Annotated in this window: 11 protein-coding genes; 2 read left to right on the plus strand and 9 right to left on the minus strand. The window is 71.3% G+C overall.

Annotated features, from left to right (window positions below; all coding sequences use genetic code 11):
* Position 1: 1 nt before the first annotated feature.
* The 5 genes from ftsH to dacB all read right to left on the minus strand — a co-directional run bounded on the left by ftsH (position 2) and on the right by dacB (position 6,869).
* A complete protein-coding gene (gene ftsH, locus ACZ4FV_RS25720) occupies positions 2-2,056 on the minus strand; it encodes an ATP-dependent zinc metalloprotease FtsH (RefSeq protein WP_395866777.1) in 2,055 nt (684 codons plus the stop codon).
* 307 nt (positions 2,057-2,363) lie between these two features.
* The gene (gene hpt, locus ACZ4FV_RS25725) at positions 2,364-2,930 is read right to left on the minus strand and encodes a hypoxanthine phosphoribosyltransferase (RefSeq protein ID WP_395866775.1); all 567 of its coding nucleotides are present in this window, start codon (positions 2,928-2,930) and stop codon (positions 2,364-2,366) included.
* A gap of 46 nt (positions 2,931-2,976) precedes the next feature.
* Positions 2,977-3,957 (minus strand): tRNA lysidine(34) synthetase TilS, encoded by a 981-nt coding sequence (gene tilS, locus ACZ4FV_RS25730; protein WP_402234498.1) that lies wholly within the window; start codon positions 3,955-3,957, stop codon positions 2,977-2,979.
* Between the two features lie 228 nt (positions 3,958-4,185).
* The gene (locus ACZ4FV_RS25735) at positions 4,186-5,340 is read right to left on the minus strand and encodes a zinc-dependent metalloprotease (RefSeq protein WP_465323302.1); all 1,155 of its coding nucleotides are present in this window, start codon (positions 5,338-5,340) and stop codon (positions 4,186-4,188) included.
* Between the two features lie 125 nt (positions 5,341-5,465).
* Entirely contained in the window at positions 5,466-6,869 is a 1,404-nt protein-coding gene (gene dacB, locus ACZ4FV_RS25740; protein ID WP_465323303.1) for a D-alanyl-D-alanine carboxypeptidase/D-alanyl-D-alanine endopeptidase, read from the minus strand.
* A 151-nt stretch (positions 6,870-7,020) separates the two neighbouring features.
* Here dacB and ACZ4FV_RS25745 point away from each other — a divergent pair, with 151 nt between their 5' ends.
* Positions 7,021-7,512 (plus strand): inorganic diphosphatase, encoded by a 492-nt coding sequence (locus tag ACZ4FV_RS25745; RefSeq protein WP_395866767.1) that lies wholly within the window; start codon positions 7,021-7,023, stop codon positions 7,510-7,512.
* Positions 7,513-7,634: 122 nt separating this feature from the next.
* Here ACZ4FV_RS25745 and ACZ4FV_RS25750 read toward each other — a convergent pair whose 3' ends face one another.
* From ACZ4FV_RS25750 to ACZ4FV_RS25765, 4 genes are all read right to left on the minus strand, one after another.
* Positions 7,635-8,954: a C40 family peptidase gene (locus ACZ4FV_RS25750; RefSeq protein ID WP_465323304.1), complete on the minus strand. Its 1,320-nt coding sequence runs from the start codon at positions 8,952-8,954 to the stop codon at positions 7,635-7,637.
* Between the two features lie 216 nt (positions 8,955-9,170).
* Entirely contained in the window at positions 9,171-10,109 is a 939-nt protein-coding gene (locus ACZ4FV_RS25755; RefSeq protein ID WP_395866763.1) for a hypothetical protein, read from the minus strand.
* A 40-nt stretch (positions 10,110-10,149) separates the two neighbouring features.
* On the minus strand, positions 10,150-10,872 hold the full coding sequence (locus ACZ4FV_RS25760) for a DedA family protein (protein WP_395866761.1): 723 nt from the start codon (positions 10,870-10,872) through the stop codon (positions 10,150-10,152).
* Between the two features lie 147 nt (positions 10,873-11,019).
* Positions 11,020-11,898 carry an alanyl-tRNA editing protein gene (locus ACZ4FV_RS25765; RefSeq protein ID WP_465323305.1) on the minus strand — a complete coding sequence of 293 codons (879 nt, stop codon included), beginning with the start codon at positions 11,896-11,898 and terminating at the stop codon, positions 11,020-11,022.
* A gap of 119 nt (positions 11,899-12,017) precedes the next feature.
* Between ACZ4FV_RS25765 and ACZ4FV_RS25770 the strand changes: the two genes are divergently transcribed.
* A partial coding sequence (locus tag ACZ4FV_RS25770; protein ID WP_465323306.1) for a hypothetical protein occupies positions 12,018-12,718 on the plus strand: 701 nt, incomplete at its 3' end.

The raw sequence follows: 12,718 nt of genomic DNA on the forward strand, positions 1-12,718 counted from the left end.
TTCAGTTCTCCGGAGAATCGGACGGCGGTTCGGGGTGCACTACCGCCCCACCGGACCCCGTCGTGGTGCCCGTCGCAGAGGTCGAGCCACCGTTGAGAATCCCATTGTCGCTGCCGCCGCCGGAGAGCGTGAGCTCGCGGGGCGTCATCACGGGAGGACGGCTGGACGGCTGACGCCGACTGGAACCCGTCCACGCGGGACGGGCCGGGCGCTTGGTGACCGGTGCGAAGATCTCGGCGACCTGGGCCTTGTCCAGGGTCTCCTTCTCCAGCAGCTCCAGCACCAGGTTGTCCAGCACGTCACGGTTCTCGACGAGAATCTCCCACGCTTCGTTGTGGGCGGTCTCGATGAACCTCTTGACCTCTTCGTCGACGATAGCCGCGACCTCTTCGGAGTAGTCGCGCTGGTGACCCATTTCACGACCCAGGAACGGCTCGGCACCGTCGTTGCCGAACTTGATCGCACCCAGGCGCTCGGTCATGCCGTACTGCGTGACCATCGAGCGGGCCAGACCGGTGGCCTTCTCGATGTCGTTCGAGGCGCCCGTGGTCGGGTCGTGGAAGACCAGTTCCTCCGCCGCGCGCCCGCCCATCATGTAGGCGAGCTGGTCGAGCATCTCGTTGCGCGTGGTGGAGTACTTGTCCTCTTCGGGCAGCACCATCGTGTAGCCGAGCGCCCGGCCCCGGGACAGGATCGTGATCTTGTGCACCGGGTCGGTGTTCGGCAGCGCGTGCGCCACCAGGGCGTGGCCGCCCTCGTGGTACGCGGTGATCTTCTTTTCCTTGTCGCTCATGATCCGGGTGCGCTTCTGCGGCCCGGCCACGACCCGGTCGATCGCCTCGTCCATCGACTTCGCGTCGATCAGCTTGGCGTCCGAGCGGGCGGTCAGCAGCGCGGCCTCGTTGAGCACGTTCGCGAGGTCGGCACCGGTGAACCCGGGGGTGCGCCGGGCGACCGCCTTGAGGTCGATGTCCTCGGTGACCGGCTTGCCCTTGGCGTGCACCTTGAGGATGTCCCAGCGGCCCTGCATGTCGGGACGGTCGACCGCGATCTGCCGGTCGAAGCGGCCCGGGCGCAGCAGCGCCGGGTCCAGGATGTCCGGCCGGTTGGTCGCCGCGATCAGGATCACGCCGCCCTTGACGTCGAAGCCGTCCATCTCGACCAGGAGCTGGTTGAGCGTCTGCTCGCGTTCGTCGTGACCGCCGCCCATGCCCGCGCCGCGGTGCCGGCCGACCGCGTCGATCTCGTCGACGAAGACGATCGCCGGCGCGTTGGCCTTGGCCTGCTCGAACAGGTCGCGCACCCGGGAGGCACCGACACCGACGAACATCTCGACGAAGTCCGAACCGGAGATCGAGTAGAACGGCACGCCGGCCTCACCCGCGACCGCGCGGGCGAGCAGGGTCTTGCCGGTTCCGGGCGGGCCGTAGAGCAGCACGCCCTTGGGGATCTTCGCGCCGACCGCCTGGAACTTGGCCGGCTCCTGGAGGAACTCCTTGATCTCGTGGAGTTCCTCGACCGCCTCGTCCGCACCGGCCACGTCGGAGAAGGTCGTCTTCGGGGTGTCCTTGGAGATCAGCTTGGCCTTGGACTTCCCGAAGTTCATGACCCGGGAGCCGCCGCCCTGCATCTGATTCATCAGGAACAGGAAGACCACGACGATGAGCACGAACGGCAGCAGGGAGAACAGGATGCTGACGATCGTGCTCTGCTTGCTGAGCTTGACCGTGTAGGAGTCCTGGATCTTGCCCTGCTCGTACTTGGACTGGAGCAGGCGCTGGATCTCCACGCCCTGCTCGTCGATGTACGAGGTCTTGATCTTGTTGTGCTTGTCGATCTTCACCCCGGGGATCAGGGTGAGCTCGAGTGACTGGTCGTTACCGCCGATGAGCTTGGCTGACTTGACCTGGTCGTTTTGGATCGCCTGGATCGCCTTGCCGGTGTCGACACCCTTGAAGCCGCTCGAAGAGGAGACGAGCTGCATCAGGAGGATCACAGCAATGACGGCCAGCGCGATCCACATGACCGGCCCGCGGAAATAGCGCTTGACGTCCATCGATGCGGGGCAGCAGACGCCCCGTCCCTCCTGCCGACTTTTGACCCGGACGCCTTATGGCCCCCGGGTACGTTGCCTGTCCGGTATCGCCCGGCACGGTCGCCCGTGCTGATCGGATGTCACTGCGTTAGACGGTACACCGGGCGTCCGCACGTCAACGCGCCGCGCGTTCACTCACGTTGCGCGCCTTCGTGGATCGACCCCCGACGCATCCTCCAACGAGGGGAAACGTTCCCCTTGTTCCCGGATGCTGTTACAGGATGTCGATCGCGCAAACCCGAAGCCGTGATCCATGCGCCCGAGCGGGTCAGGTCGGCTTCGAACCGCCGTACACGTGCTCGGCCAGTGTGCCCACGAACGGCAGGTTGCGGTAGCGCTCGGCGTAGTCGAGGCCGTAGCCCACCACGAACTCGTTGGGGATGTCGAAGCCCACGTACTTGACCGGGATGTCGACCTTGGCGGCCTCCGGCTTGCGGAAGAACGCGCACACCTCGAGCGAGGCGGGGCCCCGCGAGGTGAGGTTGGCGAGCATCCACGACAGGGTCAGGCCCGAGTCGATGATGTCCTCGACGACCAGGACGTGCCGACCGGCGATGTCCGCGTCGAGGTCCTTGAGGATGCGCACGACGCCCGAGGACTTGGTGCCGGAGCCGTACGACGACACCGCCATCCAGTCCATCTTGACCGGCGAGTGCACCGCCCGGGCGAGGTCGGCCATGACCATGACGGCGCCCTTGAGCACGCCGACGAGCAGCAGGTCCTGACCCTGGTAGTCCTCGTCGATCCGCTCGGCGAGCTCGACGAGCTTCGCCTCGATCTCCTCCTGCGTGACGAGGACCCTTTCGAGGTCGGCGCCCATGTCCTTCTCGTCCACCACATGCCTTACTACGAAGTTTTCGACAGAGCCCCGCGGTCACCGGTCAGGATTGAGCCGGCCGGTGAAAGAGAAGCCTGCCACACCGCCTGCGTATCTCGACGCCCCCGGGCAGGTGGATGGGTCCCTGGCCGTGCCACGAGATGACCAGCTTCTCCACCGCCTCCACGTGCCGGGCGAACAACGCGCCGGAGGGACTGCCCGCGCCGACGGCGGTCCGGCGCAGTACCCGGCGGCGCACCGCCGCGGGCAGCTCGGCCAGCCCGGCGACCTCCAGCTCCCCGTCGTCGTGCGTGACGTCCGCCTGGGCCCGGTCGGCCCACTGGTCGAGTGCCTCGGCGTCGTCGCGGAACAGTCGCGCGGTGCGGGCCAGGGCCTCGGACACCCCGGGACCCAGGGCCTTCTCCAGCACCGGGAGCACCTCGTGCCGCACCCGCGCCCTGGTGTACGCCGGGTCGGCGTTGTGCGGGTCCTCCCACGGCAGCAGGTCCTGCGCGACGCACGCCTGGCGGGTGATGTCGCGGCCCAGCTCCAGGAACGGGCGCTGGTAGTGGCCGGTCAGCGGCGGCATGCCGGCGAGCGAGCGGGCGCCGGAGCCTCGGGCGAGCCCGAGCAGGACGGTCTCGGCCTGGTCCTCCAGGGTGTGTCCGAGCAGCACCAGCGCGGCGCCGTGCGTCTTGGCGGCGGTGTCCAGGGCGGTGTAGCGGGCCAGCCGCGCGGCGCCCTCGGGGCCGCCTCGGGTGCCGACCGTGACGCCGAGCGCGTCGACCGGGCCCAGGCCCAGGTCGCGCAGCCGGGCGACCAGGTCCACGGCCCGGCGGGTGGAGCCGGTCTGGAGACCGTGGTCGACGGTGATGGCTCCGGCGCGCAGACCCGCGCGGGGGGCCTCGAACGCGGTGGCCGCTGCGAGCGCCAACGAGTCCGCGCCACCACTGCAGGCCACCAGGACGAGATCACCCGGTTGCAGCTCGCGCAGGGTTTTGCGGACGGCCAGCCTGGTGGCGGCCACGGCGGGATGGGGTCCCACGGCTCGACGACACCTCCTTGCACGTCCGGTTCGGCCGGTTCGCGGAGGTCGCGGCCTCCGCGAGAAATGCCGAAGAGAATTGGTTTGCCCACGCTACGTCACCCGAAGCGCACCGGGCCGCAGACACCACCGGATGTCGCCCGGATGAGGACGCGGGCGGGCCGCCGCCGGCCCGCCGCGGCCCGAGACGGCGCCGCGTCGGCGCCGCGTCGGGTCTCGCGCGTCGGCTCACGCGGGGTCGGCGGGGCCCTCGGTCCCGGCGGGCCCGGTGCCGGCCTTGCCGTGCACCCGGTCCACCCACGTGCCCGGCTCGGCCACCTCGGCCTTGGTGGGCAGCGTGTTCGGGGAGGTCCACACCCGGTTGAAGCCCTCCATGCCGACCCGACCGACGACCTCGCGTACGAACCGCTCGCCGTCGCGGTACTGGCGCAGCTTGGCGTCCATGCCCAGCAGCTTGCGCAGTGCCTGGTCGAGCCGCCCGGTGCCCTGGGCCCGACGCTCGGCGAACTTCTCCCGGATCTCCGCCACGGTGGGGATCACCCGCGGCCCGACCCCGTCCATCACGAAGTCGGCGTGCCCCTCCAGGAGCGACATCACCGCGGTGATCCGGCCCAGGATCTCGCGCTGTTCCGGCGTCTGCACGAGTTCGACCAGCGAGCCGCCGTCACCGTCGCCCTCACCGCCGCCCCGACGCGCGCCGGCGAACGTGGAGACCGCCTCGCGCAGCCGGCCGAGCACCGCCGACGGGTCGACCTCGGTCTGCCCCAGGAAGCCGTGGATCTCCTGTTCGAGGTGGTCGCGCAGCCACGGCACGGCGGTGAACTGGGTCCGGTGGGTCTCCTCGTGCAGGCACACCCACAGCCGGAAGTCGTGCGGGTCCACCCCGAGCTCGCGCTCGACCTGGACGATGTTGGGCGCGACCAGGAGCAGCCGCCCGGGGCCGTGCCCGCTCGCGCCCGGGGTCTGCGGTGCGAAGGTCTCGTACTGGCCGAGCACGCGCGAGGACAGGAACGCGAGCAGCGTGCCCAGCTCCAGGCCGGTGACCTTGCCGCCCACGGTGCCCAGCGCGGCACCGCCCGGCATGTTCTCGCGGCGTTGTTCCACCTTGTCCAGGAGCGGGCGCAGCACGTGCCGGAAGCCCTGCACGTTGGCGCGCGCCCAGCCCGGTCGGTCCACCACCAGAACCGGGGTGTCGTTGTCGCCCGAATCGAGTCCCGTGAACGCCCGTACGTGCCCCTCGGACGTCTTGGCGTGCGCGCGCAGCTCCGCCACGACCGCCCGCGCCTCGTCCCGTCCGACGTCGGGTCCCGGCCGCACGAGCCGGTTCGCCGTCGCCACGGCCAGGTCCCAATCGATCATGTCCGCACCGTTGCCGCTCGTCATACCGCCACGGTACGTGCTCGGCGCGGCCTCGAAAGAGGAACCGGGGCCCGCGACTTGTGCGGATCGCGGATTCGGTGGATCCGCGAGGCGGCGCGGACCGGGTCGAACGCCGGGACCGGCGCGCCTCAGCCGGCGCAGCCGCAGTCGGCCAGCGCGGCCGCCATCCGGTCGATCGCCGCACGAGCCGGGTCGGGGTCGCCGGTGAACCTGTCGGCCAGGATCGCGAACGCGAGCAGTCGGCCGTCCTTGTCCCGAACCAGGCCGGACAGCGTGCTGACCCCGGTCAGCGAGCCGGTCTTGGCACGGACCACGCCGGCCGCGTCGGCGGAGCCGCTCGTGGCCCCGTACCGGTCGGTCAAGGTGCCGGTGAAGCCCGCGATGGGCAGGCCGGTGAGCGCCCAGCGCAGTTCGGGGTGCGCCGGGGACGCGGCCACCGCGAGGGTCTGCACGAGGGTCTGCGGGGTGAGCTTGTCCTCCTTGTCCAACCCGCTGCCGTCCTTGAGGTTGGACGCGCCGTAGGGGACGCCCAGTCCCTCCAGGACCTGGCGCGCCGCGACCGTGCCGCCCTGGAAGCTCGCGGGCTGCCCCTTGGCGATCGCGACCTGCCGCAGCAGCGCCTCGGCCAGGTCGTTGTCGCTGAACGTCAACATCTGCTCGACCATCGCGGACAGCGGCGGGGACTGCACGGAGGCGAGTTCGGGCGCGCCGGCGGCGGGCGCGGTGCCCGGGGCGGGCGTGCCGTCGACGGTGATGCCCGCGGTCTTGAGCTGGGCGGCGAACTTCTTCGCGGCGTCGATGCCCGGGGAGGCCACCCGGTTGCTCTCCTTGCCGACCACGGTCGGGTCCACCCGGCCCTCGTCGACCATCAGCGACACGACCGGCGCGATGTTCTCGTTGACGCCGATCGCGTGCAGCGCCGGCCCGGTGTAGAGCGTGGTGTCGTACTGGAGTTTGACCTGCGTGGTGCCGCTCGCCTTGAGCGCGGCCGCCGTCGCCGTCGCCAGGTCGGACAGTCGGGCGGGCCGGTAGCCGGCGCCGAACTGCCCGCCGTCGAGCGCGGTCAGCGTCGGGTCCCCACCGCCGACCAGCACGATGGTGCCGGGCGTCGCGCCGGGCACCACCCGGGTCGCGATCCGGTGGTTCGGGCCCGGCGCGGTGAGCGCGGCCACCGCCGTGGTGATCTTGGTCGTGGACGCCGGCGTCGCCGCGCGCTCCTGGTTGGCGCCGTACAGCGGGCGCCCGGTCAGCGCGTCGACCACGGCGACCGCGGGCGGTGCGCCGAGCGCGGTCGCCTTGGCCAACGGTTCCAGCGCGGCCCGGATGCCGGCCTCGGTCGGGGTGGCCCCGGCCGCGTCGCCGGACACCGGCGCGAGCACCGGCGGCGCGGCGGCGCTCGCCACCCGCTTGGTGTCCTCGTCGGCCCGGGCCAGGCGTTCGCCCTTCCACGACCCGTGCACGAGCGTCACGAGCACGGCCAGCACGATGGCCGCCACCACCGCGGCGATCGCTTTGCTCCTGGTGCCGGCCACGCGAGACCATCCCCTTCCGCCGGACCACCGGCCATGCGAGACACTGAGACGAGATCAGGTTCTGTCCGGGACCTGTGCCGGGTTCGGCCTCGCGGACAGAACGACCCTAACGGTCCCGGCAACGGTCCCGGCGCAGCACTATGGAGGAGCCTTGGAGTTCGACGTCACCATCGAGATCCCCCGGGGATCGCGCAACAAGTACGAGGTGGACCACGAGACGGGCCGCATCCGGCTCGACCGGATGTTGTTCACGTCGACGCGCTACCCGGCGGACTACGGCTTCATCGAGGACACCCTCGGTGAGGACGGTGACCCGCTGGACGCGCTGGTGCTGCTGGACGAGCCGACCTTCCCGGGCGTGCAGGTCAAGTGCCGGGCGATCGGCATGTTCCGGATGACGGACGAGGCCGGCGGCGACGACAAGGTCCTGTGCGTGCCGGCCACGGACCCGCGCGTGGAGCACCTGCGTGACATCCACCACGTCTCGGAGTTCGACCGGCTCGAGATCCAGCACTTCTTCGAGGTCTACAAGGACCTGGAGCCGGGCAAGTCGGTCGAGGGCGCCAACTGGGTCGGCCGCGACGAGGCCGAGGCCGAGGTCGAGGCCTCGCGCAAGCGGCTCACCGAGCAGGGTCACCACTGACCCGGTAGCACGACACGCGAACGCCGGTCGGCGACGGTCACCCCACAACCGGGGCGGCCGTCGCCGACCGGCGTTCGTCGTCCCGGGCACTCGGGAATCGGTCCGCAGGGCTCGGGACGCGGTCAGGACGGGCGGGCGTAGTAGTCCGGGGTGCCCATGTAGAACATGTTGCTGATCTTGATCACGTCGCCGGTGCGCGGCGCGTGGATCATCCGGCCGCCGCCCAGGTACATCGCGACGTGGTGGATGTCGGACGCGCTCTTGGTCTCGCTCCAGAAGATCAGGTCGCCCGGACGCAGGTTCCGGTAGGACACGGGCTTGCTCTCGAAGTACTGCGTGGCGGCGAAGTGCGGCATGTTCACGCCCGCCTTGCGCCACGCCTGCATCACCAGGCCCGAGCAGTCGTAGCCGCGCGGGCCCTCGCCGCCCCACACGTAGGGCTTGCCGAGTTGGGCCTTGGCGTAGGCGATCGCGGCGGACACGCCGGCGGCGGTCGTGGCCTTGCCCGAGGTGTCGGCGCGGGTCGCGGTGGCCGGGTCGGTGCCCTTGGCCGGCTTGGCGGGCCCGCTCGTCTCGGCGGCCTTGCTCGCCGCCTGTTCGTGGGCCTGCCGGTCGGCCTCCTGTCGGGCCTCCTCGGCCTCGGCCTCGGCCCGAGCGCGGGCCTGCTCCTCGGCGCGACGCCGAGCCTCGGCCGCCAGGTCGTCCCGACGCTGCGTCTCCAGGGCGACCGAGGTCTGCTTCAGTTCGGCCAGTTCGCTCAGCAGCGCGGTGCGCCGGGCCGCGATCTCGCCGACGCGGCGCTGCTGCGCCGCGAGTTCGGCCTCGACCCGGTCCTTGGCCGCGCGCACCGCCTCGGTCGCGCGGGCGGCCGCCTCCGCCGTGTGCACGGCGTCGGCCTTGGCTGTCGCCGCCTCGCGGACGGCGGTGGTGCCGCGCCGCACGGTGTCGTCGCCGTTCTGCGAGATCCGCCGCAGGCTCTCCATCCGGGCGACCATGTCGGCGGGCGAGTCGGCGCCCAGGACCGCCTGGAAGCCGCCGAGCCGGGCACCGCCGCCCATCCGGTAGGTCTGCGCGGCGAGCCGGCCGAGTTCGGCCCGGGCCAGGCCCAGTTGCGCGTCGGCCGTACGCAGGTGTCCGTCGGCGACGACGGCCCGGTCCCGGGTCTGCTCCCGCAGCACCACGGCCCCGTTGTACGCCTCGACGGCGACGCCGGCGCGGATGTCGAGCCGCTCGAGGTCGCTCGCCGCACGATCGAGTTCGGCCTCGATCAGGCCGACGTCCGAGACCTTGCCGGTGACCGCGTCCTGTGCCTGGTCGAGTTGGTCGGCCCCGGGGTAGCCGGAGCCTGCCGGATCGTCGGCGAAGGCCCATGGGGTGATCGTGAGGACGAGGACGGCGGCGAGTCCGGCAGGGACTGCGGCATGGATGAACGATCGAGGCATGCGGTCTCCCTCCAAGCGGCGGGCACCGAGGGGAACCGGGGGTTCCGATTCCGGGCAGGTCATCTCACGCTAACGAGCCGTAGTCACAACCGCACCACAAGCCACACATTTCCCGCTAATGGGCTTATCCCTCAATGGTCGACCCGAACACCGGTACGCACGCGGGTCCCGCCGGCCACACACCCGTGCCCGGACCTCGTCGGGCCGGCGCTCGGTTCAGCCGGTCGCCATCGACTGCTCCAGGGACCACGTGCACACCGTTCCCGACTCCGAGTCGGCGGTGAGCCACACGCCGTCGGAGCGCACCACGAGCCATTCGCGCGGCGCGTCCTCGGGGTACTCGACCTCGGCGATCGCCCGCAGGTCCGGCACCGAGAACAGCACGTGCCGCTCGCCCGAGGAGGCGGCGAGCACCAGGTCGCGGCGGACGAAGCCGGCGTAGATGTCGAACACCTCGTCCTGGTCCGGGAAGACCTGCTCGCCCGGTCGGGCCGCTATCACCGCGCCGTCCGGAAAGCGCACCAGCCCCAGCGGACCGGCCTCGATCGGCGTGGTCAGCATCATCCGGCCGGAGCCGTGGATGTCGTTGAGCACCCGGCTGTCCCCCGGCGGCACCTGGGCGACCGCGCCCGGGGCGTCCGCGCGGAGCACGAAGATCCGGTACGCGTCGTCGGCGTGCGACGCGGCCAGGCCCACGTGCACGCCGTCGGGGTGCGGGAGCAGTTCGGAGCCGACGGTGGTCGGGTCCAGCGGCCAGGTCGCCAGCGCGGAGCCGTCCGCGCCGTCGAGCAGCACACACCGGTCCCCCTCCGCGGTCCGCACCACCGCCCAGACCCCGGCCGAGGTGACCGCGCTCGAGCCGGCCTCCTCGGCCTCCCACGGCACGTGCGGGTGGGCCCACACCTCGCGTCCGTCCGGATCCAGCACCACGACCCGATCCGGTGCCGAGGCGACGAAGTGCCCGAGGTCCGGGGTGACCGAGTGGCCGCCCCGCCAGTCCTCGGGCAGTCGTACCTCGCGCACGGTGGTCAGCGAGTCGTCGAGCACGACGAGCGAGCCGTCCACACCGTGCGCGAGCCAGGCCGCCGCGCCGGGGATGCGGTCGAGACTCCACAGGGACGGCAGGGTCGCCCGGGCCAGAAGTTGAGCGCGCATGGCGTGAACTCTATTGGCGCCCGGCACCGACCCGTACGGCTCAGCGCCGACGATCGGTCTCCGCGTCCGGCCGGTCGTCGCCCGCGCGGTGCCGGCCCCGCCCCGGGACGGACGACGGCTCCGGGTCCGTCTCGGCCCGCCTGCGCGACGCCGAGCGGGCGCGCAGGAGTTCGATCGCGACCGGGAGCACCGAGATCAGCACGATGCCGACCAGGATGAACTCGATGTTGTCCCGGACGAATCGCACCTGCCCCAGCGAGTAACCGAGCAGCGTGACGCCCACCGCCCACAGGAACCCGCCGATCACGTTGTAGACCACGAACGTGCGGTACTTCATCCGGGCCACGCCCGCGACGATCGGCGTGAAGGTGCGCACGATCGGCACGAACCGGGCCAGCACGATCGAGCGCGGGCCGTACTTCTCGAAGAACTCGTGCGCCTTCTCCACGTTCTCCCGCTTGAAGAAGCGCGAATCGGGCCGGTTGAACAGGGACGGCCCCACTTTGCGGCCGAACAGGAAGCCGACCTGGTCGCCCACCACCGCCGCGACCCACAGGAGCAGGCACACCAGCCACAGCGGCTGCGAGAACTTGCCGTCCGAGACCAGCAGACCGGTGGTGAACAGCAGTGAGTCGCCCGGCAGGAAGAAGCCGATCAGCAGGCCCGACTCGGCGAAGACGATCACCAGGATGCCGATCAGGCCGAACGTGGAGATCAGCTTGTCGGGGTCCAGGAACGATGGACCCAGGGCGATGGTGTTCACGGCGTGAGCCTCCTGGAACGGGTGATGGCGGACGTCGGAAGTCCCCCGACCAGGTCATGATTAGGCAAAGAGAATTCCTTCCGAAGGTAACGTCCGCAGCGTGGGACCGGTTCCCGGGGGTGCGGTGGAGGAATTCGCCGGGTCGGGTCAGACGCGCTCGGGCCGGGTCAGCGCGACCAGCGCGCCGTCCTCGTCCAGGGTCAGTTCGATCGCCAGGGCGCGCAGTTCGCCGAGCCGGCCCAGGTGCGAGCCGCCGCACGGGATGTGCGCGTCGCCGTCCGGCAGTCCGCAGTGCCACACCCGGCGGGCGGTGAGCGCCGGGCCGGGCACCTCGATCCGCACCTCGGCGTCGGTTTTCAGCCATTGTCCGAGCAGCGCCTCGACCTCGTCGCGCACGCCGGGCAGGTCCTGGGCCAGGCCGTCCGCGGTGAAGCCCTTCTTCCGCAGCGACTTGCCGATCCGGTAGTCGTCGCGGCTGCCGCCCACGTCCATCCGGGACGAGGTGATCGCCAGGTTGTCGAAGTCGGGGCGGCCGAGGCTGTCGGTACGCACCTCCTTGCGCCAGCGCGGCGCGAGTACCGCGTTGAGCGCGAAGGCCAGCAGGTGGCAGGAGGTGTGCGCGGCGCTCAGCGCGGCCCGACGCTCGGCGTCCACGATCAGTTCGGCGCTCGCCCCGACCAGGTCGTCCGGATCGCCGGGAGCCTGCGCGAGCACGTGCAGCACCAGCCAGGACCAGTCCTCGTCGCCGCGCCGGACCGGGATCGCCTCGCCCACCGCGAACTCCCCGTCCGGGCCGACCGCGCCGGTCACGCAGTCCGCCACGGCCAACTCCGCGCCCGCCACCCGGATCACCCCGGTGTCGGCGGGCTGGTCCGGCCAGGTGTGGTCCAGCGGGTGGAACGGGGTGCGCGCGACCACCAGCGCGGTCCGCCCGTCCGGCAGCACGGGCGCGGCCAGGATCGGTGCGGTGCCGGTGCCGGCGCCCGCCGGGAAGGTCACCTCGGTGGAAGTCGTGGGGAGGGCCATGCGCGTCCTAACCTCGATTCGATCCGGTCGCCGTCGCACCGGTGCGGCGGTGGCGCCGTTCGGTCCATTCGATCATGGACAATCCTCCTCACACGGGAATCGCGAGCAGGGACGGGTCTGTGCACGACCAAGGCTGGATCTCGACCACGACGGGGCTGGCGGGCGACGCCGAGGCCGGGCCACACGGCGTCGGCTGGATGCTCGTCGCGTTCATCTTCACCTTCGCCGTGACGCGACTGATCACCCGGCTGATCCGGGCGGGCAAGGGCCCGTTCCGGAACATGATGGTGGGCAAGGTGCACGTGCACCACCAGGTGTACGGGATCTTCCTGATGTTGATCGCGGGCGCGCTGGAGTTCGCCTACGAGCCGGGCGGCGCGCTGCGGCAGGTGCTCGCCGGGTTCTTCGGGATGGGCGCCGCACTCACGCTGGACGAGTTCGCGCTGCTCGTGCACCTGGACGACGTGTACTGGGCGGCGGACGGCCGCAAGTCGGTGGACGCGGTGCTGATCACCGCCGCGATGGGGCTGCTGCTGTTCGTCGGCGCCAACCCGCTCGGCCTCGGCGACGGCGACAGCAAGCCGGTGGCCGCGACGGTGGTCGTGTTCAACCTGACCTTCGCGCTGTGCGCGCTGGCCAAGGGGAAGGTGGCCACCGGTCTGATCGGGGTGTTCGTGCCGTTCGTCGCGATGGTGTCGGGGGGGGGGGGGGGGGACCCCCCCCCCCCCCCCCCACGCTTGGGGTACAAAGGGGGGCCAGGGAGCACCTCACCACACCCGCACACCAAACCAACCCACCCCTTTCTCTTCTTCCCTCCCCA

It is taken from the genome of Embleya sp. NPDC025285, assembly GCF_055558835.1.